The sequence below is a fragment of the Bacillus sp. FJAT-26390 genome, assembly GCF_001682865.1.
Classification (GTDB): Bacteria; Bacillota; Bacilli; order Paenibacillales; family Paenibacillaceae; genus Pristimantibacillus.
Map to the genome: position 1 here is coordinate 547875 of NZ_MAQX01000011.1, position 25720 is coordinate 573594.

The following is a 25720-nucleotide window of genomic DNA, read 5'->3' on the forward strand; positions in this document are numbered from 1 at the left end:
ACACCTCCACGACAGGATGTTCGACATGATTTGTATTGGCACTACAGCCGCCGTTGTAAATAAGCACAAACTACATATCGACGCGGGCCGCTTTGTCATTCGAGAACATCCACCGTCGTTCCTTTACCGGGTCCAGCGGTTTTATGCAACGGCTTCATTCTCTAAGGTCTTCGATACTCAATCCAGTCATTCGCGCTTGTTCTACCCTTGCGGCTCTTTGCAGGACTTATTACGAGGGCTAAATGTTGCCGCCGTTTTATTGCCTACCTCCGTCAAACAGGCATATGGTTGTGTCGCGTGCTGCTCTCTTTCTCGATTTCCTATGATATCAATTTACCACGTCTGAAACCTAATGGCGCACACTTCACAACCAATTTTTGGACAATAATTGCTCAATTTGTTTTGAGGAATTTCGTAGTGTTTTCGGGGTGTTTGATGGGGAAACAAAAAATCAGGAGCGTCATTGCCCCTGATTTATATATTCAACCTTACCGTTATCGTAAATATAGATCCGCAGCAACCGACCATCCTTGACATGATAGTTAATGATGCGAGCCATATCCGTTCCACGCCCGAAGTACTCAAGGCGTCCATACTTCTCAAAATAAGTCATAGCTTCTTGTGCTGATTTGAATTGTGGTAAAGATTTATTCATACTCTCACTCCTATAAAAGAAGCACACAATTGTTGTGTGCTTCAAACTATACTACATTAGAAATATGGTTGCGGACGGTCTTCTCGCTGATGAATAGTTGCTGTGCGATATCTCTTGTTGTCTTGTCCTGTACCAACAGCTCGAATACCTCGCGTTCACGATGCGTCAATAAAAACTTGCTCTTATGGTCGCTACCCTTCAATGTTTGTCACCCCTCCTTGCGCGGGTTTTTATGGTTTAACAAGGTTAAGGGATACAGTCAACTTATACTATGAAGGGGCGATACCATTGGTGCTGCTGCCTAACGAAAATGGGCTCTGCTGCCGTTTACATTTTTGCGTGAATGATTAAGCGGTGAGTGGGGTTTACAATTGGGTCACAAGTGATTAAGGTGAGCAGCTTATCTTTGTTATTGTAATTAAGGACGGACACGTCGGTTGGCTTGACGATCGATACTTTATATACCTTGTATGTATAGGTTTTTTCCTTCGTCTCCACGACGATTTTGTCGCCCACCTCAAGCTCTCCGAGCCGGTTAAACAATCTTCCCTTTGAACGCATCCGATGCCCGGCGATAGCCGCGTTGCCGACCTCGCCAATGGCTGTCGTTTCCTTTAGATGGGCCGTTGCCGATTTCATATTTTTCTGGGTTGCTCCCTCGACCACTGGCAGCTTAAGTTTTATTTTGTCTATCTTAAGCGTTGCGATCGATGCGATTTTTTGAACGGGCGGAGCCGTCGTAGGAGCCTCTGTAGGCGTGCTTGCTGGCTGCGCTGTTGCAGCGGTGGATTCCTCGTTAAACAGATCCGTCAGCTGCTCATACTGCTGCTGCGCTTGCTGCTGGGGCGTTTCATCGAAGCTTGCGTCTTCCCACTCTGCCATCAGCTTATCCTGCTGGCGATTCTCGTACCATTCATTCGCTTTTGGGTAGAGCAATATGAGAATGCCAACGACGACCAACGTATAAGAAAATATTTTTTTCATTTTCCCCACCTTCCGCTAGCTGCTCTCGGCCTGTGTTCCATTCGTTGTAAAAACCCATTTTTTACTCCCGTAAAAATTAAGCAAAACGGTAACCCCCGTTACAATAACTTTGGCAACAAGATGATTGAGCCCCCACCACTGCGTTAAAGCAGCGAGCAGAAGCAGCGTGACGCCGAGCAAAATACCGTTCCATACGATAAACCTTACGCTCATGCCAAGCTTCTTCGTGTCGCTTGATGTATGGTTGCTCTTACTAAACGTATATCGGCTGTTAAGCACAAAGCTGTTAATCATCCCCGCGCTGTATGCGACCACCTGCGCGAGCAGATAATAGGCGCCAAACCAGATCAAGGCGGTGAACATCAAGAAGTCGACAGCCGTATTGAGCAAGCCGACAATATTGAAGGTTATAAATTGAACGATAAGCTTTTTTCGGGACTCTTTAGACATACTCTTTCTTCCGATCGGTCTGCAACGCTTCTGCTTTCCGCTCCGCTTCCTCATCGGCAAAACCTTTGACCTCGCGCACGATATACAGCGGCCTGTTTTTGGATTCATCATAAATTCGTCCGATATATTCGCCTATAATGCCAAGAAGCATGAGGATGATGCCGTTAAACAATAGATTAACCGCGACGATCGATGCCCAGCCTGCAATCGTGCTGCCCGTGAACAGCTTCTGGAAAATAACGACCAGCAGGTATAGAAAGCTTGTGAAAGATAGGGTGAACCCGATATACGTCGCAATCTTGAGCGGCTTGTAGGAGAACGAGGTAATTCCGTCTATCGCAAAAGCAATCATTTTCTTCAGCGGATATTTGGTTTCGCCCGCGAACCTCTCTTCCCGCTCGTATTCGACCATCGTCTGCCGGAAGCCGATCCAGCTGACCAGCCCGCGCACAAAGCGGTTTTTTTCCTTCAACCCGCGCAGCACGTCGCATACTTTGCGGTCAATGAGCCGGAAGTCGCCCGTATCAACAGGAATATCGACGTTCGTCAAGCTTCGCAGCGTCCGGTAGAAGATTTTCGCGGTCAGCTTCTTGAAGACAGTCTCGCCTTTGCGCTTCAGCCGTTTGCCGTAAACGACCTCATAACCTTCCTTCCATTTCGCGATCATATCGAGAATAACCTCGGGCGGATCCTGCAAATCCGCGTCAATGACAACAATTGCATCGCCCTGCGCATAATCCATGCCTGCCGAGATCGCAATCTGATGCCCGAAGTTGCGGGAGAAGTTAATAAGGCGGACACTCGGATCAAAGTCGCCGATCATCGAAATCAATTCAACCGTACGGTCTTTGCTGCCGTCATTGACGAAAATAAGCTCATACGAACCGTCCGCGCCGTCCATCACGGCCTTCAGCCGCTCATACGTATGCTCGATGACCTCTTCTTCGTTATACATCGGAACGATAACGCTGTATTTTACAGGTGATTTGTTCATCCGTATGCCCCTTTCTTAAAATAACCAACTTGGAAACCAGCGAAGCACATGCTCAACGTACCAAGTTGGCACGGTCATACCGGAAAGAGCAGGATAATAAACAATAAATAATAAAATGGATACAACCAAGAAGATGTTCCTAACGCGCTTAAAGCTCGGCTCTTTCTCTTCGATTACTTTGAATATATACACCAAGCTTAAAATGATGAACGGCACCATAGCGAAGTAGTGGTATAGGAATGTGAGCCTAGTCACGAGCATCCATGGCACGTATTGCGCCAAGAACGCGATCCAAACCGTATACATCGCCCGGTCTCTCCGTTTGATGCTGAGCCAGATCGTCGCAGCCATCGCAAAAATGCCTGCCCACCAAATGAGCGGATTGCCCATCGCTACGATCGTTGATTTCATTCCAGGCGCCATATTGTCGCCTGAGTAGTACCACACCGGCCGCTTCATGAACGGCCACTCCCACCAGGAGGAGGAGAATGGATGCGTCGAAACGAGATGGCTATGATAGCTAAACATATGCTTCTGATAATCAATAAGACTTTTCAGCGTGTACCCTTCATCCATAACGGTAAGCACCGGAATATAAGACAACGCATAAATCGAGAGCGGAATAACGATATAGAAGACGAGACATACCGCGAGCGTAATGATCGTATAACGCGGAAACACGTTTACGATATGCTGCAGCTTGTCTAAGCTGAATGCAGACTCCGCTTTATCATTTCGCAGCACGCGCTTGGCTGCCGCATACTCCTTGTAGCGTTCAAATAAGGAAATAGCCAACATGATCGCAAGCCCGGCGCCGCCATAAAGCACGATCCACTTGGATGCGACTCCGATTCCAAAAAACAGCCCTGCCAAAAATAATGGAAGCAGCGTCACGCTTAGCTTGACCCGGTAAAAATTCAACGAATAATATTTGTGCATGAAATAAAACATCAGCATGATGAAAAACACGCCATAAACGTCGATCGTTGCAATTCTCGTTTGCGTAAAGTGCATGAAATCGGCTGCGAACAGCGCAGCGGCAAGTCCTGCGTATAGTCTGCTCTTAAATAGCCTTCTAGCAAACAAATACATGAGCGGCAGCATCGCGATGCCAAACAGCGTGCCCATGACGCGCCAGCCAAACGGATTTAGCCCAAACAGCTTAATGCCAAGCGCGATGATGATTTTGCCAAGCGGCGGATGCGTGTTCTCGTAAGCGACGATATGCTCCAAATGCTCATAAGCCGTGCGCGCATGGTAGATCTCATCGAAATAAGAGCCATTCATATAGGTCGCATCATATTTCGCAAGGCTCTGCTCGTCGAACAGCTGCGGCACGCTGCCTCTTTTGGCATTTTTGGCTTGTTCATCATTTATACCAACGATCGGCAAAGGTATTTTGTTGCTTTGCTCATAGATCGCGATTTCATGCATGGAGAAGCCGGATTGCACCGTTGTCAGCTTCACATAACGCGCTTGCAGCGCCGCGGGCTGGCTCGTCCACGTAAAGACAGCGACATGGCTGCTGTCCATTTCCATTACGTTATCCCAATCGGTGCCGTTTTGGCTGAATTCGTATTTGAACTTCCCGGTGCCTACGCCGCCGAAGCTATTGATGCGGTCAAGCTGCTTCACTCCGCCCAAATCAACGATGAAGCTTTGATTCGCTTCTGCGGGCTGCCATACGGTTACCGGCCCTTTCATCTCCCCTAGCTGGTAGAGAGCAACGATGGCATAAATGAGCGTAACAGCGCCCATCCATATCCAATCCTTGCGCTCGAGACGATTGTTTTCTTGGTTCAATCTCGAAACCGCTCCTGCTTTAAACGGAGCCAACACATTTTCGTCCGACTGCTGAAGCTCTTCCTCCAATAGAGGGCTTACCGGCTTCACTTTGCCGCGTACATATTTATCATATCCGATATAAAGCAAGTAAAGCAGAAGCCCAATATTTGCTAGCGAGCACAAGAGGACAATGCCATTAAACGGTACGTTTGTGCTGACTTTGCTGTAATCGAGCACGTATGTGATATTGATGAAGCTTGTAAGGCTGAATCCTAAATAAAGCATCAGCATTCTTCGGTCAAGCGATTGAATAAAGGCAAAGACCGCAAGCAATAGAACAGGGAACAGATAGCGCTCATGCATTTTCGTTACGCCCATAAACACGACAACAATGAGCACCATGCCTACGTAAAAAGCCCGCTTCGACGAATCGCCGTCCAGCTTTTTAAAGGAGAAATACGCCGCTAGCGCAACTGCCGCCAAAATAAAGATCATGCCCCATGTCTGGAACGAAAACAGCAGCCACGTATCGGTGATCGGCTTCCAGTTATCATTGGTCAGCGTATAAAAGTTAAAGGCGTTTAGCGTTGCATAAGGGTAAGAGGATAACGTTCCCCGGTACAAATTAATAAGGCCCGCTAATCCTCCATTGCCCCAGAAGAACGGCAGAGCGAGTAAAATAAACGTTGTAAAGCCGTAGAATGCGCTCACCGGGATTTTTCTCCAGGCTTTCCGATAAACGAACCAGACCAGCAGCACCGGCATAAAAATGAACGCTTGCGGCTTAATGAGCGCAGCTATCGCGAACCATACGGATGCGCGCTCGATTTTATTTTCCGCTATGCCGTAAATGGATAATACTAGCGCCAGCGCAAAAATCGAATCCACTTGGCCCCAAGCCGCTGAATCTACAATAATCGCTGGATTGAATACGTATAGCAGCGACAGCCCTAAAGCTACCGAATAGCCGGCTTTCTTATTTGCCGCTTTAAAAATAAAATAAGCAGCCGCAAGATCAGCTAGAATGGCCGGCAGCTTGAACAGCAGCATCGCTGCATTAGAGGATGCGTCTAGCGCGAGCATGCTTTTGACAGCGCCTAGCACATACAGAATATAAATATAGCCGGGTGGGTAATCTACAAACATATCGGTATGGTAAAAGCCGGAGAGGCCCTGCTTCACCGCATGATCGGCCCAAGCCATAAACAACGCAATATCATTGGCATAACCTTTGCTCGCAATGGCAATCCAGAATCGCAGAGCGAGCGCCCCTAAGAGTACAAAGACCAATATCACTTTATGCAAATGCGGCTTCTCGTCCAGCCAGCCTCGATCGCGAAACAGCTTCTTGTATACAGCAGCGAACAGCAAGCAAAACAGCGCACCGAACAAAATGAGCGGCAATACCGATACGCCAGCCCCTGTGGCGTCAGCACCTTGTCCTGTTTCTGTTGGCACCAAGCTGAATACTTCCGCGCCCGATGGAGCCTTCGACACCTTCTCCACGCTTACATCATCAAAATAGGCTTTGCCTGTATTGATGGCCCCATAGCCGCCAAGACTAGCGGCAAACGTAATGCTCTTTTGATCCTTGCCCGTCTTCGCATAAAAATGAACGTACGCCCATTTGCCATTCGTATCTTTTACTTCCGGGTATGTAACGGCAACTCCGTCAACGAAGAAATGCGCTCCGGTTGCATCCGGCCCGATCTGCTCCGTCTTCACATATCCAGACAGCTTATAAGTCGTTTTAGGTTTTACGTTCACAACTTGGGTCCACCGCGAATGGTTGGCTCCCTTATTCTCTAGAACGGCGGAATACGTTCCTGTGTGCGACTCGTCGCTTGAGACCGAATAAGCCGTGACATTATCTTCTTTTAAATATGCGTCATGATTCCAATCAGCCGGCGCTCCGGCCGTTACATTTTCAAAGCTGGCGTTTTTTAAGAGATTAGTCGCAGCATGACCCATGACAGCAGGCCATAGTAGAGCTAGGAGAAGGACGATTGCCATTGAACGGAAGGATAGTTTGAACATTGCTTGATTGTTCACCTCATATTAGGTTATGTGGGGATTAATGGAATTTAAATGGAATTATTATTCTAGTTATTCAATTAGCATGACATATTAACTCTAAAGGATAATAACCGCATGGTCAATGCAAATAACGAAAAAGATCGCTATAAATGCGGGCATCTCTCCTCATCGTCTATTCTTCAATCCTGCCTTTGAATTCCCCTATGAAACTTTGCCTATTTACAGGAAGAAACTAGGAGGGTGCCGTGGCTGAAAAGGAACGGAAGAATACAATAATGTGGGTAACTAGATATAAGGGAGTGATGTTACGTAATGGCAGATGTAGGGATTGTAATGCCTGTGTATACACAGGACAGTAAATTATTCAGGAGGGCGATACAGTCTATCCTTAGCCAGAATTATAGAAACTTTAAACTGCTCATCGTAATAGACGGAATTACGAGCAATGTTCTGCGAATCGCGCGCTACTATGCCCGCAGAGATAAGAGGGTGCGTGTCATTCCTCGGAAGCAGAATCAGGGAACCGCGACCGCGCTAAACGTTGGCTTTGAAATTTTGCAGAAGCAGCACAGAATCAAATATTTGACTTGGGTATCCAGCGATAATTACTATTATCGCAACTTCGTAGGCACGTTAAGAAATAAATTAAAAAAATCGCCTCCAAACGTCGGGCTGGCTTACGGCTGCTTTGGCCTTATTAGAGACGGCAGGCGACTGGACACGACAAAAACGTGGTTAATCTGGCAAAACCAGCCGAAGGAAAAATTAGTAGACTTCTACTTCATCGGCTACTCGTTTATGTATAAGAAAGAATATGCGATGCGAATAGCAGGCTGGCAGTACACCCCTGTCGAGGATTATGATTACTTTCTGCGCCTGACTGAAATTTGCGATATAGTCTATGTGCCAAAACTGCTGATGGACTTCATGCTTACAACCCCTCACAGCAATTCGATGCAAATTGAAAATAATATAGAGAAAAAGCGCAACCGCCGCTATATTATGTACCATGTCATGCATCAAGCCCGTTTGCGGAGAAATATTAGCCCTCTCATAACGGTAATCATCTATGCAGCAAATGCCTCCCCGCAATTCACGCAAAATCTAGAAACGTTATATGAATCAAATATATCAAACTATAAAGTAATCGTTTATGACGTGACGCCAGACCAAAGCATACTTCCGATTATCCAACTCAATCCTGATTCTCGTACCCAATACTTCTCGCATCCTAACGCTTCGATTAATGATATGATCAAGGAAGGCTTTAAATCAGTGGATACCCCTTATTTCTTGCTATACCGCACAGAAGAGCCGCTTCCCGATATTTATCATATCGATAAAATGCTTTACAGCCTTCCAATCGAAAACTATAATTTCGATGCTTCCGAAGATTCCAAGTTTTTAAAGCTGTACCATTCCGCTTCCATCCACCAGTTGGCTTAAAAGGATTTAACAGCCGAGCAGCATTACAATTGCTGCTCGGCTGTTTTTTATTTCGGCAATCCATAAGCCAGGGGCTGCATGCAAGATTCATAACCTTGCAAGGCAGCCCCTGGCTGTTTAAGTTATGCGGTTGCGAGAGCCGGGCTTGCAACCGGCGGGTAGCTTCCCATAAAATCTCCTAATATCCGTTGCTTCAAATAAGGATCGTAAATGATTTCTCCAAACAAAGAGTATTGGCCTTCATGATTGGTCCAAACGTCAAGCGCCACATTGTTCTGTATTTCCTGCGCAAAGAAGAAAGCGGTATTGGCATTATGGCTATGATTGATATAGACCGGGTGCGGAATGATCTCGTGCGGAAGCTGGATCGCTCCCGTCCAAATGCCAGTCTCGGAAGGCTGGAAAATATTATGCCTTATCCCTTTCAAATAATCGCTAACCTTGTAGATTAAGCAATTGAAGGAGCTGGAAAAATTAAAGTATTTGGCGAGCACGTCGGAAACGGAGTTGTAGATGTAGCCGTTTTGGCAGATTAATACTTTGGTTTCGGGTCTTGGCCTGTAATTGTAAAGCATGTCGATATACGCTTTATGATACATGTCATCGCTATAAAGATGAAGCTCATACCAGTACTTATAGCCATTCAACTGGCTAATAACCGCGTTTTCATATTCGCTGGCAGATATAAACGTAATATTCGAAGGCAAAGGAGGATAGTTGCGGAGCGCTTGATCGATGTACATCCTTGAGCTGTCATGATAAACAATGTAAGCAAGATAATGCGGATTGGTCTGGTTTTGCAGGCTTTTTAACGTAAAGTTCATGAAAATAGCTACTCTTTTATTAATCCATTCTTCTGTAAACTGCGTGTTCGCTTCAGGAAGCGTGACATCCGAGATAGAGGAAGGCAGCGTCTCCCGTACATTCAGATTATTAAAAGGGATATATACAATGACTCGCGTATTGCCTTCATGCGGCCGTTCCTCGCGAACGGAAGCACGCGCCCTTTTTCGTCTCAGCAGCCCTTTTCTTCTCCCTTTTTTTCTAAGCTTTAATGCTCTTGGCTTTGCTGTTCGTTTTCTGACGACCTTCGCTTTCCTTTTCCCTGATGCTCGCTTTAGCACCTTGCCCTTGCGTTTTGCCGCTGCCTTGGGCTTTGTCGCTGCCTTGCGTTTTACTGTCTTTTTCTTCAATAGAAACCCGCTCCTTTTAATGGTTTAGGTGGTCTTATCCCATCCTTTACCGGCTACACTTGACTTGGGTACGTATCAGGACGGCTCGCGTCAAAGATTTCGTTCGCCCAAAACAATACGATTAAATCGTCTTCGGAAATATTTTCGATGGCATGCGTATACCCCGGCGGAATGTCCAAAATCGTTATTTTCTCATCCGATAACGTGTAAGTGAACGATTCGTCCTCAAATATATGCCTAAATTTAACGAGCGCCTTTCCTTTTATAACGCAAAATTTTTCAACCTTCGTATTGTGGTAGTGATTCCCTCTCTCTACTCCCTTCACTGTCGTAGATACAAACAATTGGCCCGCATGCTTCGATTTAATCGCTTCAAACAAGCTTCCTCTATGATCGTTGAAGGTTTGGATGGGATAGGCAAAGTCTTGACGGTCCAGGTGGGACAAATAAGTCGAGTACAAATATTTCGTGAAGGGATCGGATAGCGTTGGAAGAATCGAGGTTGATCGGATTTTTTTGAATTCCATTAATTGATTTGCCAGTCCCCCCAATGTGACGGAGTATGTTGGCTCAATAGAGTAATAATGCCCATCGCTATGTTCGGACTGCGCCAATACAGCTAGCAGCCTTTTTACCACATCATCAATATAGGCGAGCTCCAGCTGTTGGTCCGGATCCGATATCGTTATCTCTAAATCTCTTGAAATATTGTGGCAGAAGGTCGCTACAACTGAATTGTAATGCGGCTTGCACCACTTCCCAAATAGGTTCGGCAATCGAAAAATATAAACATCGGCCGCTGTCTCGCTTCCAAACTGGATCAGTGCTTCCTCAGCCGCTTTTTTGCTCCTTCCATAATCATTATCCGATAAGGCGTGTATGGTCGATGCGAATATTATTTTTGGTTTTTTATTGTTTTGCTTGAGCCCTTTAATAATTTGCTCCGTCAGCTCAACATTGCCCTGAAAATCCTCTGGACGGACCGGACGATTAATGCCGGCCAAATGATAGATCACATCCGCGTTTGCTAGATAGGTGTCCAGCTCCTCTGCGCTGCTGCTTCTGTTGAATAAGAAAACATTCGCAGAATCTAGCTTCCCAAGCCCTTCCAACAAGTTTTTTCCAACAAACCCGTTTGAGCCTGTTATTAAAATATTTGTCATGACATTCCCCTCTCCGACATGTTTGACTCCTAAATATCTCTCTCTAGTATATGTCGTTCCTTCAACAATGCGATTCGCTATGAAAAATTAGGGCTTTAACCTCCTAGTCTATGAACTAAATCTCGTAGACATAGATGAATGACCGAAACCGTTGTTATATCTAAGGAATACGATAGAGTAATATTTCCATGCCGACATTGTCTTGAAGCATGCCCGCAGCAGCCGACCAGGAGGTGATACTTATCGTAAGGAAACAAAATGGTTCAGCTGCAGAGAGATCAGAGAAAAGGGAATGGAACGAACCATTACAATCTACCCGGAGGCGGTAATTAGTGAACAAATTGAAAGTAATGACGATCCTAGGGACCAGGCCGGAGATCATTCGATTGGCGTCCGTCATTAGAGCATGTGACCAATATTTTGATCATGTGTTTGTCCATACCGGACAAAACTGGGATCCTCAGCTCAATGATATTTTCTTTGAAGATTTAAAGCTCAGAAAACCCGATCATTATTTGAATGTTGTCGGCAAAAGCTTGGGCGAGACGATTGGCAATGTCATTTCCCGAGCCTACGATTTAATGGAAGCCGTGCGGCCGGATGCCGTCTTGCTGCTAGGCGACACGAACAGTGCCTTAAGCGCGATTGCGGCAAAACGATTGAAAATTCCCATTTTCCATATGGAAGCAGGCAACCGTTGTTTTGATCAAAATGTGCCTGAGGAGACCAACCGGAAAATCGTCGACCACATCAGCGATATCAACCTGCCCTATACCGAGCACAGCAGACGGTATTTGCTGGACGAAGGTGTTCGCAAAGAGCATATTTTCGTAACGGGCTCGCCGCTTCCTGAGGTGTTCCTGCAATTTCAAAATGAGATTAACAAGAGTCATATATTAACTAAGCTGGGATTAGAGCAGAAGAAATATATTTTGTTAAGCGCGCATCGCGAAGAAAATTTAGATATCGACAATCGCTTTGCCTCATTAATAAAAGGGATTAACCAAGTCGCAGAAATTTTGCAATTCCCCATCATCTACTCCGCCCACCCAAGATCGCTTAAGAAGCTCCAGCAAAAACAAATGCCGCTCCATCCTCTCGTCAAAGTTCATAAGCCTTTTGGTTTTTTGGATTATAACCACTTGCAGCAGCATGCTTACTGCGTGCTCTCCGACAGCGGAACCTTAAGCGAGGAGTCCTCGATTCTAAACTTCCCTGGCGTATTGATTCGAACAAGTACGGAAAGGCCTGAGGTGCTCGATAAAGGCACGATCGTGATCGGCGGCGTGTCGGGAGATGAGATTTTGCAATCCATTCAGCTGGCAGTCGGCATTCAATCCAATAATCAGTCGAATATCCCAATCCCGCCAGATTATCAGGATACGAATGTTTCCATTAAGGTGGTCAAAATTATTCAGAGCTATACCAAAATTGTGAATAGATCCATTTGGAATAAATAGAGCTGCCATTGGACGCAGCCGCAGACCAGTAAATGAATTTAGGATAAGTTACCAGGGAGGGCTATACATGTTTAAGGATAAAATCGTATTAATTACGGGCGGCACAGGCTCGTGGGGGCAAGAATTAACGAGAAACCTATTGGAAACCAATCCAAAGGAAATCAGAATTTTTTCCCGCAATGAATTTACGCAGGTTGATTTGAAAAGAAAATTTAACGATCCAAAGCTGACATTTATAATTGGTGACGTTCGTGATTTCGATGCGGTATATGAAGCGTGCCAAAACGTTGACTTTGTGTTCCACCTCGCTGCCTTAAAGCATGTTCCCATTTGCGAATACCAACCGACTGAGGCGCTGAAAACGAACGTTCTCGGCACGCAAAACATTATAAAAGCCAGCATCATGCAGGGAGTTGAGAAGGTTATCGACGTCTCAACGGACAAAGCAGTCGATCCTATTAACTTCTATGGCATGACAAAGGCGATTGGCGAGAAGCTCATTATTAAAGCCAATGACATGAGCGAGAAAACACGCTTCGTTTGTATCCGCGGCGGTAATGTGCTTGGAACAAACGGAAGTGTTGTCCCTTTATTTAAGCAGCAGATTGTGGAAGGCAAAGAAATAACGTTAACCGACGTTGATATGACCCGTTTCTTCCTTACCGTTCCAGAGGCCATCCAGTTGTTATTGAAAGCAACGGCAGTGGCCATCGGCGGCGAGACCTTCGTTATGAAGATGCCCGCTTGCAAAATTATCGATTTGATCCAAGTGTTGAAAAACATCTTTGGCGGAGCTCATTCGCCGATTAAGGATATCGGCATTCGTCCTGGAGAGAAGCTTCATGAAGTGTTGATTTCCTTATCGGAATCACCTAACTCCTATAAATACGATGAGCAATATTTTGTCATTCTGCCCTCGCACCCAACCGAGCTTCTGCTCTCGCACTACAATCACCTGCCTAAAGTAACCTTCCCGTATTTCCAATCCGATCAAGATTTGATGACCAATCAAGAGATTGAGCTTCTGCTTAAAAAAGGAAAATTCATTTAAATCCATTGAAGAAATAAGGAGGAGCTTCCCTTTACGAACAAACCTAGGTGGTGTGTGTGACAATGAAGAAGAAAAGGAAGGTAGCAGCTGATACGGGCGTTACGATTGTTACTTGTACGAACAAACTCCCGTATATGTACAATATTTTCAATAACTATGATCGGCAGATCTTAGATAATAAGGAGCTAATCGTTATTTTAAATAACGATCAGCTCGACTTAGCCGACTGGCAAGAGCGTTCGCTGCTGTATCCGAACATTTCCATTTATAAACTCCCCGAGTTTATAAGCTTAGGCGAATGCTTGAATTTTGCGGCTGAGCATAGCAAATATGATGTAATCGCAAAGTTTGATGATGATGACTTCTATTCAAGGTTTTATTTAAGCTCCGCTTTGAAGGCATTAAATACGACTAGAGCCGATATCATTGGAAAATGCACCTATCACACGTACTTGGAGGAAGACAGAACCTTAGCCTTGCGTTTTCCTAACCGTGAAAATGCTTATACCAAACATGTGGCGGGCGCAACGCTGCTGTTCCGCAAAAAAGTATTTCATCGCGTTCGCTTTCAGCCTATTTCGCTCGGTGAAGACGTCGCTTTCTTACGTGACAGCATTCATGCCGGGTTCAAAATCTATGCGACGAACCGGTATAACTATGTTTGCAATCGCAGAGCCGACCCGCTCTTGCACACTTGGCATCCATCCAAAGAATATTTTCTGAACAATGGCATCTTTATCACGCATACCGACGATTATCGCAGATATGCCGTCAATGAAAGTTATTAACCGATATCAAGAAAAATAAGGATGGCGATGGCCATCCTTATTTTCGTGTAAAAAAACAAAAACGAACGACCCGGCTGCCTTCAGCTCGTGTCGCTCGCCATTCCTTTATAGCTCGCCTTTGCCGCCGCCAAGCCTTACGATCTTAGCTTTGCCAACCGCATCCTTGGTAACATTCCGCGTGTCGTAGATCAGCGCCGCATGCTCAAGCAGAAGCGGCAACGGAAGGCTTGAGTGGTCGGTCGCTATGACGATACAGTCCATACTTTTAATCAACGCTTCAGTAAGCGGCGTACTCTCGAGAGTATGCGCCCCGACCTGCATGGAAGGCACGTAAGGATCATGATAATAAACGCCCGCCCCTTCAATTTGCAGCAGATGAATAAGCTCAATAGAAGCCGATTCCCGATAATCAGCAATATCCGGCTTATAAGCAGCTCCATAAACTAGAATGTTCGTGCTCGTTAACGCTTTAGGGGCAAGATGCAGCTTTAGCTGCTGCGTAATATACAGAGGCATCATGCGATTGACTGCATTGGAGGTTTGAATAAAATCGGAGCTGATGCCGTATTGCTTTATTTTCCAAGCTAAATAAGAAGGATCAACAGGAATACAGTGGCCCCCGACGCCCGGTCCAGGGTAAAAGGCTTTGAAGCCAAACGGCTTCGTAGCGGCTGCCTCAATGATCTCCCAGAGATTTAAATCGAGCACGTCACAGATCATCGCAAGCTCGTTAATAAATGAAATGTTGACCAGCCGATAGGCGTTTTCGAGCAGCTTTGTCATTTCGGCGGCATCCGTCGAAGACATTTTATGAACCTGTGCGAATACTTGCCGGTACAATTCAACTGCCCTGCTCAAGCAGTCTGGCGTAATTCCGCTAACGACCTTCGGAATGTTTTCTACCCGGTATTCTTTGTTGCCAGGGTCTACCCGCTCAGGCGAATAGGCAGCGTGAAAATCTACCCCAACCCGCAAACCGGATTTACTTAAAATAGGAAGCAGCACTTCCCTAGTCGTTCCCGGATACGTCGAGCTTTCCAAAATGACCAATTGACCCTCTCTGAGCCTGCTCTTTATTTCTTTGGCTGCCTGCGTCAAAAAGCTCAGATCAGGCGTGCCATAGGAGGTCAGCGGTGTCGGCACACAAATAATAATGGCTTCCGCTTTATCCATAACGCTGTATTGATCCGATGGGGTGAAACGTTTGGCCTCCAAGGCCGATTGGATCTCCTGATCCTCTACTTCGATAATATAGCTCTGTCCTCTGCTCAGCTTTTTAATCTTTTGATGATCCAAATCAATGCCCAGCACGTGAAATCCCTTTTGGGCAAATAGCAAAGCTAACGGAAGGCCTACATAGCCAAGTCCTACTATGGCTACCGTCCGCGGCTCATCAGGGATGTTATTGAATCGTTCCTTGCTCATAATCTATGATCTCGCCCTCTTTCTAGCTGCTATAACCAACTATAATAATATATGAAGAGCCTGTTTCAATTGATTGGACAATGGCGGCTATAAACAAGACGATCCCCCATTTGGGGGATCGAAAATTTAGCCGTTGTGGCCAATTCCTTGATAATAATAGCCATTGGCGCGCATGTCACGCGCATCCAGTATATTTCGTCCGTCGAATACATTCGGCTGGGACATTACTAGTTTCATGTGGCCCCAATCTATATTTTTGAAAATCGGCCACTCCGTGCACAAAATGACCGCATCGGCAGCCTGCAGCGCTTCCTCCAGCTTGGAGCATTCCGTGACGGCTTTATATGCTGCGTCAGCCGGCAGCGAAGCTACTGGATCATACAGCGTCACATGCGCTTGCTCGTTCAGCAGGCTCTCTATCACACGAAGTGCCGGAGCCTCCCTTATATCATCTGTATCCGGTTTAAAGGCCAGGCCTAGTACCGCTATTTTTTGGTTTGCAAGACTTCCCAAACGCTCTCTCACTTTATTAATCAGGTATGCATGCTGCGTTTGATTGACCTGTACAACCTTCTCTAGCACTGACAGCTCGGTACTATTTTGCTTTGCCGTAAGAATTAAGGCTGACACATCCTTCGGGAAGCATGACCCTCCGTATCCGATTCCAGCCTGCAGAAAGCTTGGGCCTATTCGTGGATCAAGTCCCATCCCAAACGATACTTCCTTCACATTGACGTCCAGCACATCACAGAGTCTGGCAAGCTCGTTAACAAAAGATATTTTAGTAGCTAAAAAGGCGTTTGAAGCGTATTTGATTAGCTCGGCTGTTCTCGGGGTCGTTATGACTACGGGGCATTTAGCCGATTGGTAAAGCGATTGAAGCAGATGAGCAGCACGTTTGCTATTGGAACCTATAATAATGCGATCAGGATTTAAAGCATCGGCTACCGCTTTTCCTTCGCGCAAAAATTCCGGGTTTGAAGCGACGTCGAACGGATAAGCCTGCTCTTGAGCGGCGGCAATCCAAGCGGTAATCTGCTCCTGTGTCCCTACAGGAACGGTGCTTTTTGTTACGACCAGCTTATAGCCGTTCATCTTTTGCCCGATATCCTCTGCAACCTGCTTCACATATCGCATATCGGCGCTGCCATCGGCGCGAGAGGGCGTTCCGACACATATAAAAATTAAATCATTGTCTCTGATCGCTTTATCTTTATTCGTCGTAAATTGTATTTGTCCAGATTGCACATGCTTGCGGAGCATGTCCTCGAGCCCTGGCTCGTAAAAGTGAAGCACCCCTTGCTCCAGCTGCTGAATTTTATGCTTGTCGGTATCCAGCCCCGTCACCTTCCAGCCAAGCTCAGCAAAGACCATCGCCGTTGTTGACCCTACATATCCCGTGCCGATTACTAATATATTCATTGGTTTCCCCCTTCTTTCCTTGCATGCAGGCCTGCCATGACGGATCGATAACCAATGACCGTATCTTTTAACGAATAAGCAATATGCTGCAAATGTACGCCGCTCAAAATAATGCTGTTTTCGATTCGGCAATCCTCGATATGCGAGTCGGCACTGATCGAAACATAGGGGCCAACGGTACAATCCTTCAACACGCTTCCTTTAGCAATGGAAACAGGCTCAATAAGGGTACAGTTGTCTAAGATGACCGATTCATGCTTCAGGCTCTTGCTCGGAATCTCGTCAAGCCTTTTGCGGTTGGACTCTAACCACCGCTCCAGCGTCCCGACGTCCATGTTAAGCTTTTGCGTCACATGATAAGTTACGGGAAGGTTTTGATCGATAACCCATTGAATGGCGTCCGTAATTTCATATTCGCCTCTTGCGGAGGGCTTAATGTCGCTGACCGCTGCGAATATCGATCCTTTAAAGGCATAAGCGCCTAAGACGGCAAGTTTCGATTTTGGAATGCGCGGCTTCTCCTCGAGCCTTATGATACGCTCCTCGAGCACCTCCGCTATGCCGTAATCCTGTGGATTCGCAACCTCTGCGAGCAGCAAGGAGGCATGGCTTCCTCTTTCTTCTACGTCAATCTTCAATTCTCTTAAACTATCGGAAATTAAATTGTCGCCTAACAACAGCAAAAAAGCTTCATCTTCAATATACGCCTCAGCCTGCTTCACCGCGTCCGAGATGCCCTTCGCCTCATTCTGGTAAATATAAGTGATCGTTACATCCTTTTCTTCCCCCAAACATTCACGAATATCCGACTCCTGCGACGGGTGGATGACCACCCCGATCTCCCTAATCCCTTGCTCTGTCAGCTTCTCAATACAAGATTGCAAAATGGGAGTGTTAGCTACAGGTATGAGCGTTTTAGGATGTTTCAGGGTGAACGGATAAAGCCGAGTCCCTTTGCCAGCACAGAGTATTAGTCCTTTCAAAACGCATCTCCCCTATTAAAAAAATCAATTTCTATCATTCTATGAAAAGGAGCTGCGATTGGTGTAGGCCAAGCTTCGCAAATCGCTCGTTCTTGCGCGGAAAAGAACTGCTGCCATCTAATGAAAACGCCGTGCCATGAATAGTTGACCATTCATATCCTACGGTGTGATGCCTTATAGATACTAACCTAAAGGAGCTGTGCGGGCTTTGAAAATTGCACAAATATCAACAAATACAATAACTGTACCTCCTAAAGACTATGGCGGCACGCAGCGTGACGTTCATTATCTAACTGAAGAATTGGTTCGTCGCGGTCATGAAGTCATCTTGTTCGCCAAGAAAGGCTCTACTTCGAACGCAAGCCAAACCTTTGAATACCCATCCAACAACCGTAAGGAACAGCTTGATTTTATAATAAAGAACCTTCCAGAAGACGTTGATTTCATTCATGATCATTACGGAATCGTAGCCAAAGCCAACCCGCCCATTCCTACGATTCGCAATTCCCATTCAAAGGGCGTCGCCGGCGTGCAAATTCCGATCTATGTAAGCAAAACGATTCTAAAAAAATACGGCAAAAATAAAGGTTTTTATGTGCATAACGGCATTCGGGTCGAGGATTACCAGTTTCGCAAGAACAAAGACGATTATCTGCTTTTTATCGGCCGTATGATCGAGCAAAAGGGCGTCCACCTTGCGATCAAGGTCGCCAAAAAAACCGGCAAAAAACTGATCATTGCAGGTCCTTTAAATGATAGGAAATATTTCAACTCAAAAATCAAGCCTCACTTAAACCATAAAATCCGCTATGTGGGCTCTGTCGGCGGCAGCAAGAAGCAGGAACTGCTATCCGGCGCAAGCTGCGTACTCTTTACTTCCACCTGGGATGAACCGTTTGGCCTTGTTCTCATAGAAGCGCTGGCAAGCGGGACGCCTGTGCTTGGTTTCAAGAAAGGCGCCGTGCCGGAAGTGTTAAAGGGTCTGCCTCAGCTGCTTTGCAGCAATACCAACGAAATGGCTTCAAAAATAAGAAATTCAAAAAAATTGCCCTCTGCCCACAAATGCAGGCGTTACGTCAGAGCACGCTTCTCCGACATCGTCATGACCGACAACTTTCTCAAGCTGTACCAAAAAATTATTAAGCGCAAAAAATATAAGCTGATCAAACATTCCCTGTGGAATAAGCGCAAGGCAAAGGCAAAAAACGAAATCGAGGAGTTGTATTAAATGGTCACCATTATCGCATGCACCATGAGAAACTCTTTTATGGATAACGTGTTCGCCAACTACGACCGGCAATTGTGGAAAGACAAACAGATGATTATTGTGTTGAACAAAAATAATATGGACCTTAAAGCTTGGAAAGAAAGAGCAAAGCAGTACCCCAACAACGAAGTGCGGGTCTATAAGCTGCCGCAAAAATATAAGCTGGGCAAATGTTTGAACTACGCCATTTCCTTGGCAAAGGAAGGCATTATCGCCAAGTTCGATGACGATGACTATTACGCTCCAAAATATTTAAGGGAATCGGTAAGGGCGCTGAAGAAGGGGAAAGCAAACATTATCGGCAAGCATACGTCCTATCTCTATTTTGAAGAGAAAAAGGCGCTCATGGTATTTCGCAGAGGCGGAGAGCGGAAATATCAAAGATCCATTAAAGGCGGAACGCTTCTCTTTAAAAAATCGGTATGGCGAAGAGTGAAATTCCCGGAGCATAAGCTGGTAGGCACTGATTCCGGATGGACTGGAAGATGCAGAAGAAGAGGCTTTAAAATCTATTCCGTTTCCAAAAAACACTACGTCTGCATTAGAAGAAAAAATATAGGCTCGCATACGCAAAAAAAGAGCACAAAAAGATATATGTCCCACTGCAAGCTTGTCCGTCGTACCCGCCATTTTGCAAAGTACATCTCGTAAACTACACAATGCATCCGACGCCTAATAAGCAAGGCTTAAATATTCTAAATTAAGGGAGCTGTGCGATTTTGAAGATAGCACAAATATCAACTAATACCATACCAGTTCCTCCTAAAGATTACGGCGGCACGCAGCGTGAGGTCCATTATTTAACGGAAGAGCTCGTTCGGCGCGGCCATAAAGTCATTTTATTCGCGAAGAAAGGCTCCACTGCCCGCTCTACCCAAACCTTCGAATATCCGTCCAACGACCGGAACGAGCAGCTTGCTTTTATTATGAAAAACCTGCCCAGCGATGTCGATTTTATTCATGACCATTACGGCATCGTAGCCAGTTCGAACCCGCCCATACCCACTATTCGAAGCTCCCATTCAAAGGGAGTGGCCGGCGTCCAAATTCCCGTATATGTGAGCAAAACGATTTTGCGGAAATACGGTAAAAATAAAGGCTTTTACGTGCATAACGGCATTCGGGTCGAAGATTATCGCTTCCGCAAAAAGAAAAAGGGATATCTGCTGTTTCTTGGCCGGATCATTAAGCAGAAGGGCGTTCACCTCGCAGTCGAGGTCGCCAGAAAAACCGGCAAAGAGCTTATACTGGCAGGCCCTATAAATGATAAAAAGTATTTTAATTCCAAGATCAAGCCTTATTTGAATAACAAGATTCGCTATATCGGATCCGTTGGCGGCCGCAAAAAAATGGATCTGCTGTCCCGCGCAAGCTGCGTCCTCTTTACGTCTACTTGGGATGAGCCGTTTGGCCTCGTTCTCATTGAAGCGCTCGCCAGCGGAACGCCCGTGCTTGGCTTTAGGAAGGGCGGCGCCGTGCCGGAAGTGCTGAACGGCATGCCGCAGCTGCTTTGCAGCAGCACGAAGGATATGATCAAGAAAGTTCAGAAGCCGTCCAAGTTTCCAACAGCCCGGGCATGCAGAGCCTATGTGCAAAAACATTTTTCCGACCGTTCCATGACCGACAAGTTTTTGAAGCTGTACAAAAAAATCATTAAAGAAAAACGATATAAAATCGTGAGAAACACCAAATGGACGAAGCGCAAAACCAAAACTCACCGCAAGGGGCTGAGATAAGTGGTAACCATTATCGCATGCACGATGAGATCCGCCTATATGGATAATGTATTCGCCAACTATAATCGGCAAACGGTGAAGGACAAACAAATGATTATTATTTTGAATAAAGATGACATGGATATTAAGCTGTGGAAGGAGCGCGCCAGCCAGTACCCCAAAAACGAAGTCAGGGTCTACAAGCTTCCACAAAAATATTTGCTGGGCAAATGTTTGAATTATGCTATTGCGAGGGCGAAGGACGGGATCATCACGAAGTTCGACGATGATGATTATTACGCGCCAAACTATTTGATCGAGTCCATAAGGGCGCTCAGAGCAGGCAAAGCCAGCATCGTCGGCAAAACAACCTCCTATCTTTATTTTGAAGAAACAAAAGCGCTTATGGTGTTCCGGGCCGGAAGCGAGCAGTCGTATCGACGCTCCATAAAAGGAGGAACGCTGCTCTTTAGAAAATCGGTTTGGAGAAATGTGAAATTTCCGGAAAACCGATTGGTGGGCACCGATTCGGAGTGGACTTTTCGCTGCCGCAAAAAAGGATATAAAATTTATTCCGTCTCCAAAAAAAATTATGTCTGCGTCCGCCGGAAAAATGTTGAGTCGCATACGCAAAAGAACAGCACCAAAAAGTATATGGATTATTGCAGGCTGGTCAGATATACGAATGACTATACCAAGTATGTGTCTTAAAGCGTCTGCATAAGCATTTCGACCGATTCGCTGCTTTTTAAAGTGACAGGGAAGGTGGCTCGATAGATGTTGAACATGGTGAATGAAGGCGTATCTATCATAACCTCGACCATTCGGCCGGAGCATCTCCATCATATTTTCCGGAATTATGCCCGTCAGACTTGGAATAAGAAAGAGCTCATTATTATTGTGAACAAAAACAATATTTCATTAGAACCGTATAAGCAGAAGGCGCTGCAATACCAAAATGTCCGCATCTATCGGGTTGACCAGGCAAAAAACTTGGGAGCATGCCTCAATTACGCCGCATCTACAGCCAAATACAACTACATCGCCAAGTTTGACGACGACGACTATTACTCGCCTTATTATCTCGCAGAGGCTATGCAGCTGTTCGGGAATTCGAAAGCGGATGTCATTGGCAAACGCTCCTGTTATTTCTTTTTCCCGCATCGATCCAAGCTTTTGCTTCGCAAAACCTCCGTCCCCCCCTATAAGCCATGCAGAAAAATAGCCGGGGCAACGATCATGTTCCATAAAAGGGTTTTTCAAAAGGTCCATTTTTCAAGGCATGTGCGCCAAGGCACGGACGTTCGTTTTGTTCGCGCTTGCTTAAACAAAGGTTTCCGCATATACACTACCTCTCCCTATAACTTCGTAGCGTACAGGCGGCCAAACAACCTTTCTCATACATGGAAAATAACCGATAAGCAGCTGCTGACGGACAAAAACGCCAGCATTATCGATACAACCGACTTCAAGCCGTATATTAATAAATCGCTCAACAGGCTTCCTATTCCCGGCAGCCACAAAAGCTTGCCCGCTTCGCAATCTTGAACAAAAACATACGAAAACGAGCCTTAGAAGCGACTCTAGGGCTCGTTTTTTTAAATGCCTATCATACGCTCGAGGCTCTGCGTTTTTTACGAACAGAATACTCTTTCTTACGCCTTAGCCTTAGCCTTCGTCTTCTTGCTTGCATGACCGGCTTGCTCTTTGGAAGCAAAGCTGGTAGCGAAGGAGCTTCGACGCTTCTTTGCTCTCCCGTAAAAAAAGCATTCGATAGCAAAAACGGGTTGTCTATTTCAGGATTTACGTAATAATGGCGGCGGAACATCTCTTTCGTTTGATCTTCAATCGGTTCTCCGCCAGCGAAGCGGCTGTAGCTCCAAGGTGCGATACTTACTGCGAGCTGAGCCATTCCCTTCCGTTCTTCGCTATAATCCTGAAATAGACTGCCGAACAGCTCCCCTCTTTCCGAATCGATCCAAGAGGTTGCGTGCAAAAAATCATCCGTTACATGAATGGAGCGCAGCGGCTGTCCGTCAATGGTATACGCATCGGGAGAAACCTGATGTATATTCCATCTTTCCATTATATTTTCGGCTGTGACCAGGTATCCATTGTGGCGAAGCGCATAGACGTCATCGAAGAGCGTATGCGTTAAATCAAGCCATGCATGATCGGCAAAACGTTTGCTGCCATGGTCGTAGTAGCTATTGTTCTCGCTCAGCTTGCTCCACCACGACAAAAAGCGTTCAGCGTCGGGATGCCGTTTCAAAGCCAAAAAACCGGGATGGTAAATGCCTCTATGGCGGATGCCGGAAAGCCAATCCATATCCAGCGTCTCCGGATGGACGACGTTGCCGATCAGGATGATGGGATGATTGGCCGCAGCGGCGGCAAGCTCCTCTAGCGGCGATACAACCTTCGTTTCCGCATCCATGTAGAGCATCAAATGCTCATCCGTATATTTGTTATATATGTGCTTCATCATTGGCGCCCTGCAAGCCCGCGTCGCTTCCTCAGCCGTATATTGAAAAAAGAATTTTTGCATATCGGGATACGTGCCCAAATCTTTTATTAGTACAACCTCATCGAAATAAGGGTAAATAAGCGCCTCGCTCGGCATTGAATCCTCGATAATGCCAACTACTACTTTACATTCGCGCATATGCTTCTTGACCGATTTAGCCAAAATCATCGCGCTGGGCAGCCGGCTGGCACTTGATACCGTTCCAATGATCATGCTGCTCCCCTCCGTTTATACACAAGCCGCCGATTTGCATTCACGGTAGTTCAACCAACTCCTCTCCTTCCCTATACTATGATTGTCTAGATTCATAAGTAACCTGATTGGCTGTCTAAATTTATATATAAAAATATATGGATAACGATATCGTTCCCAACTAAAAAAAGCTCAAGGACAGTTTGTCCTCAAGCTTAATGATTTCATTTTATTATAAAATAACTAATCATAAATCATCCGTCTGTCCTTGATGCTTCTGGTTTCCATATTTTTATCGCTTGGCTGGGCTGGAAATACCCGCTCGGCCATTGCATTAAACTCCGCTATAAACCCTTGGATAGGATGTCCCAGCTTCACGTCATTCATGTACGCGTTCATTCGGCCGACAAAATCCGGATTCGCGGAAACATACACATGCTCCACGCCAGGCTTTAAGCGTCGTACCTCTTTGGCAATTTCATCTTTCATTTGGTTTGTGAGCAAATGTTGTCCCGTTGACAAGCTGCTCATTCGTCTGCTCATCCTTGTTCCCTCTTTGCCCATGTAACCGCTGTTCGTTCTGCTCATCATTTTGGATTCAGCCTTCGGCTCCGCCTCATCCAACGAGACAGCGACATAGGCGTTATGATCCGTCAACATCACGTAGGAGGATTTTACGGCACCCATATCCGTAATCGCCTTAGCGATCGTCTCGCTCATTTCCATGCGATAATTTTTATGCGAGCCAATGACGTTATTGCTATTAAGCCTGCGTCCGTTCACGCGGTTCATTTCGTTCATCTGATCGTTGGCAAATCGTTTATCCTTTAATAAATTGCCATTTGCATCATATCTTATGCTGTTCGAGCGGATGTCCTTATTCCCAAGCTCACCGTGATTTTCCATGCAGCCTGCCAGCAATGTGCTTAGCAACACACCTGCAGACAAAGCAGCGATTTGTTTGCGCATTTAGCCATCCTCCAACTTATTTTAATTAGGCCCCGGACCTTCCTTTATCGTTTGCCTTTTCCGAATCGGCTATTCATCTCATTGACAAAGACGATTGGATAAAGTAAATTAGTATCAACTACTAGTACTTGGTACTAATTATGAGAGGAAGTGCTCCGTATGAATGAAACAAAATATGCTGCCATTCACTCGAATGCTGTCATTACCGCAATCGGCTCGTACGTTCCTGAACGAATATTAACCAACGCTGATTTGGAGAAGCTAGTGGAGACTAACGATGAATGGATCGTGCAGCGGACCGGCATCAAGGAGCGGCATATCGCATCAGATGGCCAATTCACGAGCGATCTATGCTTTGCTGCTATCCATAACATGATTGAACGCTACAACGTTACCGTCGCTGATGTTGATTACATTATCGTCGCTACCTCTACGCCGGACGCCGTATTCCCGAGCGTAGCCTCGCAGGTACAGTCTCATTTTGGCATCGTGAGCGCCGGAGCGGCAGACATCCAAGCTGCATGCGCGGGCTTCGCTGCTGCCATACAGCTGGCGAACGGCCTGCTTCTGTCTGGGGCTCATCGCAAGATTTTGGTTATAGGAGCAGAAACGCTGTCCAAAATTACCGATTATACGGATCGCTCGACTTGCATATTGTTCGGCGACGGTGCCGGCGCTTTTCTCATCGAAGCATCCGAAGACGGACATGGCGATATCGCCGCCGTATACAGCAAGACCGACGGCTCCCGCGGCCATCTCCTTTATCGCAGCAGCTTAGCATCTGCAATCGGTGAGCATGACATTCAGACAAGCGGGTTTATTGTGCAAAATGGCCGCGAAGTCTACCGCTGGGCGGTCAGCCACGTCGCGGAAGGCGTACAGCAGCTATTGGATCGCAGCGGTTATTCCGCAGCCGACATCGATTGGTTTATCCCCCATAGCGCAAACATGCGCATCATTGAATCGCTTTGCGAGCGAACCGGCTTCTCGCTTAGCCAAACGTTATCCAGCATTAAAGCGTTTGGCAACACGTCAGCAGCCTCCATACCGCTTGCAATCGACGAAGCCGTCAAATCAGGTACGGTGAAGCCAGGCCAGCTCATGCTCCTGTACGGCTTTGGTGGCGGCCTTACGCAAGCTGGCGTCATTCTCAAATGGACTTTATAAGAAGCAGCATTAAACAAGCCCTATACCGAGCCGTTTCTGCATCACAG

22 protein-coding genes and 1 pseudogene are annotated in these 25720 nt (G+C 46.2%); 10 read left to right on the top strand and 13 right to left on the bottom strand.

The annotated features are described in order from the left end of the window. Positions 1-460 precede the first annotated feature (460 nt). From A7975_RS14125 to A7975_RS14150, 6 genes and pseudogenes are all read right to left on the bottom strand, one after another. Positions 461-655 (bottom strand): hypothetical protein, encoded by a 195-nt coding sequence (locus A7975_RS14125; RefSeq protein ID WP_065385517.1) that lies wholly within the window; start codon positions 653-655, stop codon positions 461-463. Between the two features lie 49 nt (positions 656-704). After that, a pseudogene (locus A7975_RS14130) lies at positions 705-857 on the bottom strand (LuxR C-terminal-related transcriptional regulator); the annotation flags it as partial. A gap of 125 nt (positions 858-982) precedes the next feature. Beyond that, positions 983-1639, bottom strand: coding sequence for a class D sortase (locus tag A7975_RS14135; RefSeq protein ID WP_053377276.1), 657 nt, complete (start codon positions 1637-1639; stop codon positions 983-985). 15 nt (positions 1640-1654) lie between these two features. Next, positions 1655-2089, bottom strand: a complete 435-nt coding sequence (locus tag A7975_RS14140; RefSeq protein ID WP_065385519.1) for a GtrA family protein — start codon at positions 2087-2089, stop codon at positions 1655-1657. After that, a complete protein-coding gene (locus A7975_RS14145; protein WP_053377278.1) occupies positions 2082-3083 on the bottom strand; it encodes a glycosyltransferase family 2 protein in 1002 nt (333 codons plus the stop codon). Before A7975_RS14145 ends, A7975_RS14140 begins: the two co-directional genes overlap by 8 nt. Positions 3084-3098: 15 nt before the next feature. Then, positions 3099-6905 (bottom strand): phospholipid carrier-dependent glycosyltransferase, encoded by a 3807-nt coding sequence (locus tag A7975_RS14150; protein WP_065385520.1) that lies wholly within the window; start codon positions 6903-6905, stop codon positions 3099-3101. Between the two features lie 312 nt (positions 6906-7217). Between A7975_RS14150 and A7975_RS14155 the strand changes: the two genes are divergently transcribed. Further along, positions 7218-8351: a glycosyltransferase family 2 protein gene (locus tag A7975_RS14155; protein WP_065385521.1), complete on the top strand. Its 1134-nt coding sequence runs from the start codon at positions 7218-7220 to the stop codon at positions 8349-8351. A gap of 122 nt (positions 8352-8473) precedes the next feature. On the opposite strand, the gene A7975_RS14160 is transcribed toward A7975_RS14155, so the two are convergent. Together A7975_RS14160 and A7975_RS14165 are read right to left on the bottom strand one after the other, a co-directional pair. Then, the gene (locus A7975_RS14160; protein WP_065385522.1) at positions 8474-9544 is read right to left on the bottom strand and encodes a hypothetical protein; all 1071 of its coding nucleotides are present in this window, start codon (positions 9542-9544) and stop codon (positions 8474-8476) included. 53 nt (positions 9545-9597) lie between these two features. Continuing rightward, entirely contained in the window at positions 9598-10707 is a 1110-nt protein-coding gene (locus A7975_RS14165) for a polysaccharide biosynthesis C-terminal domain-containing protein (RefSeq protein ID WP_053377282.1), read from the bottom strand. Between the two features lie 332 nt (positions 10708-11039). On the opposite strand from A7975_RS14165, the gene wecB reads away from it, so the two are divergent. The 3 genes from wecB to A7975_RS14180 all read left to right on the top strand — a co-directional run bounded on the left by wecB (position 11040) and on the right by A7975_RS14180 (position 14006). After that, positions 11040-12167: a non-hydrolyzing UDP-N-acetylglucosamine 2-epimerase gene (gene wecB / locus A7975_RS14170; RefSeq protein ID WP_065385523.1), complete on the top strand. Its 1128-nt coding sequence runs from the start codon at positions 11040-11042 to the stop codon at positions 12165-12167. Between the two features lie 67 nt (positions 12168-12234). After that, on the top strand, positions 12235-13218 hold the full coding sequence (locus A7975_RS14175; protein ID WP_053377284.1) for a polysaccharide biosynthesis protein: 984 nt from the start codon (positions 12235-12237) through the stop codon (positions 13216-13218). 62 nt (positions 13219-13280) lie between these two features. After that, positions 13281-14006, top strand: coding sequence for a glycosyltransferase family 2 protein (locus tag A7975_RS14180; RefSeq protein WP_053377285.1), 726 nt, complete (start codon positions 13281-13283; stop codon positions 14004-14006). Positions 14007-14111: 105 nt separating this feature from the next. On the opposite strand, the gene A7975_RS14185 is transcribed toward A7975_RS14180, so the two are convergent. From A7975_RS14185 to A7975_RS14195, 3 genes are all read right to left on the bottom strand, one after another. Further along, a complete protein-coding gene (locus A7975_RS14185) occupies positions 14112-15431 on the bottom strand; it encodes a nucleotide sugar dehydrogenase (protein ID WP_053377286.1) in 1320 nt (439 codons plus the stop codon). Between the two features lie 126 nt (positions 15432-15557). Continuing rightward, entirely contained in the window at positions 15558-16853 is a 1296-nt protein-coding gene (locus A7975_RS14190) for a UDP-glucose dehydrogenase family protein (protein ID WP_082198192.1), read from the bottom strand. Continuing rightward, positions 16850-17836 (bottom strand): sugar phosphate nucleotidyltransferase, encoded by a 987-nt coding sequence (locus A7975_RS14195; protein ID WP_065385524.1) that lies wholly within the window; start codon positions 17834-17836, stop codon positions 16850-16852. Before A7975_RS14195 ends, A7975_RS14190 begins: the two co-directional genes overlap by 4 nt. Positions 17837-18044: 208 nt before the next feature. On the opposite strand from A7975_RS14195, the gene A7975_RS14200 reads away from it, so the two are divergent. From A7975_RS14200 to A7975_RS14220, 5 genes are all read left to right on the top strand, one after another. Beyond that, positions 18045-19064, top strand: a complete 1020-nt coding sequence (locus A7975_RS14200) for a glycosyltransferase family 4 protein (RefSeq protein WP_053377287.1) — start codon at positions 18045-18047, stop codon at positions 19062-19064. Further along, complete coding sequence (locus tag A7975_RS14205; protein WP_053377288.1) at positions 19065-19754, top strand: glycosyltransferase family 2 protein; 690 nt, start codon at positions 19065-19067, stop codon at positions 19752-19754. It begins immediately after the preceding gene. Positions 19755-19822: 68 nt separating this feature from the next. Beyond that, a complete protein-coding gene (locus A7975_RS14210) occupies positions 19823-20839 on the top strand; it encodes a glycosyltransferase family 4 protein (RefSeq protein WP_065385525.1) in 1017 nt (338 codons plus the stop codon). Beyond that, complete coding sequence (locus A7975_RS14215; protein ID WP_082198193.1) at positions 20840-21529, top strand: glycosyltransferase family 2 protein; 690 nt, start codon at positions 20840-20842, stop codon at positions 21527-21529. It begins immediately after the preceding gene. A gap of 66 nt (positions 21530-21595) precedes the next feature. Continuing rightward, on the top strand, positions 21596-22366 hold the full coding sequence (locus tag A7975_RS14220) for a glycosyltransferase (RefSeq protein WP_065385526.1): 771 nt from the start codon (positions 21596-21598) through the stop codon (positions 22364-22366). Positions 22367-22427: 61 nt separating this feature from the next. On the opposite strand, the gene A7975_RS14225 is transcribed toward A7975_RS14220, so the two are convergent. After that, positions 22428-23558: a hypothetical protein gene (locus tag A7975_RS14225; protein WP_065385527.1), complete on the bottom strand. Its 1131-nt coding sequence runs from the start codon at positions 23556-23558 to the stop codon at positions 22428-22430. Positions 23559-23780: 222 nt separating this feature from the next. Further along, positions 23781-24506: a YhcN/YlaJ family sporulation lipoprotein gene (locus A7975_RS14230; RefSeq protein WP_053377293.1), complete on the bottom strand. Its 726-nt coding sequence runs from the start codon at positions 24504-24506 to the stop codon at positions 23781-23783. A 159-nt stretch (positions 24507-24665) separates the two neighbouring features. Between A7975_RS14230 and A7975_RS14235 the strand changes: the two genes are divergently transcribed. Continuing rightward, positions 24666-25673, top strand: coding sequence for a ketoacyl-ACP synthase III (locus A7975_RS14235; RefSeq protein WP_065385528.1), 1008 nt, complete (start codon positions 24666-24668; stop codon positions 25671-25673). Positions 25674-25720: the final 47 nt, after the last annotated feature.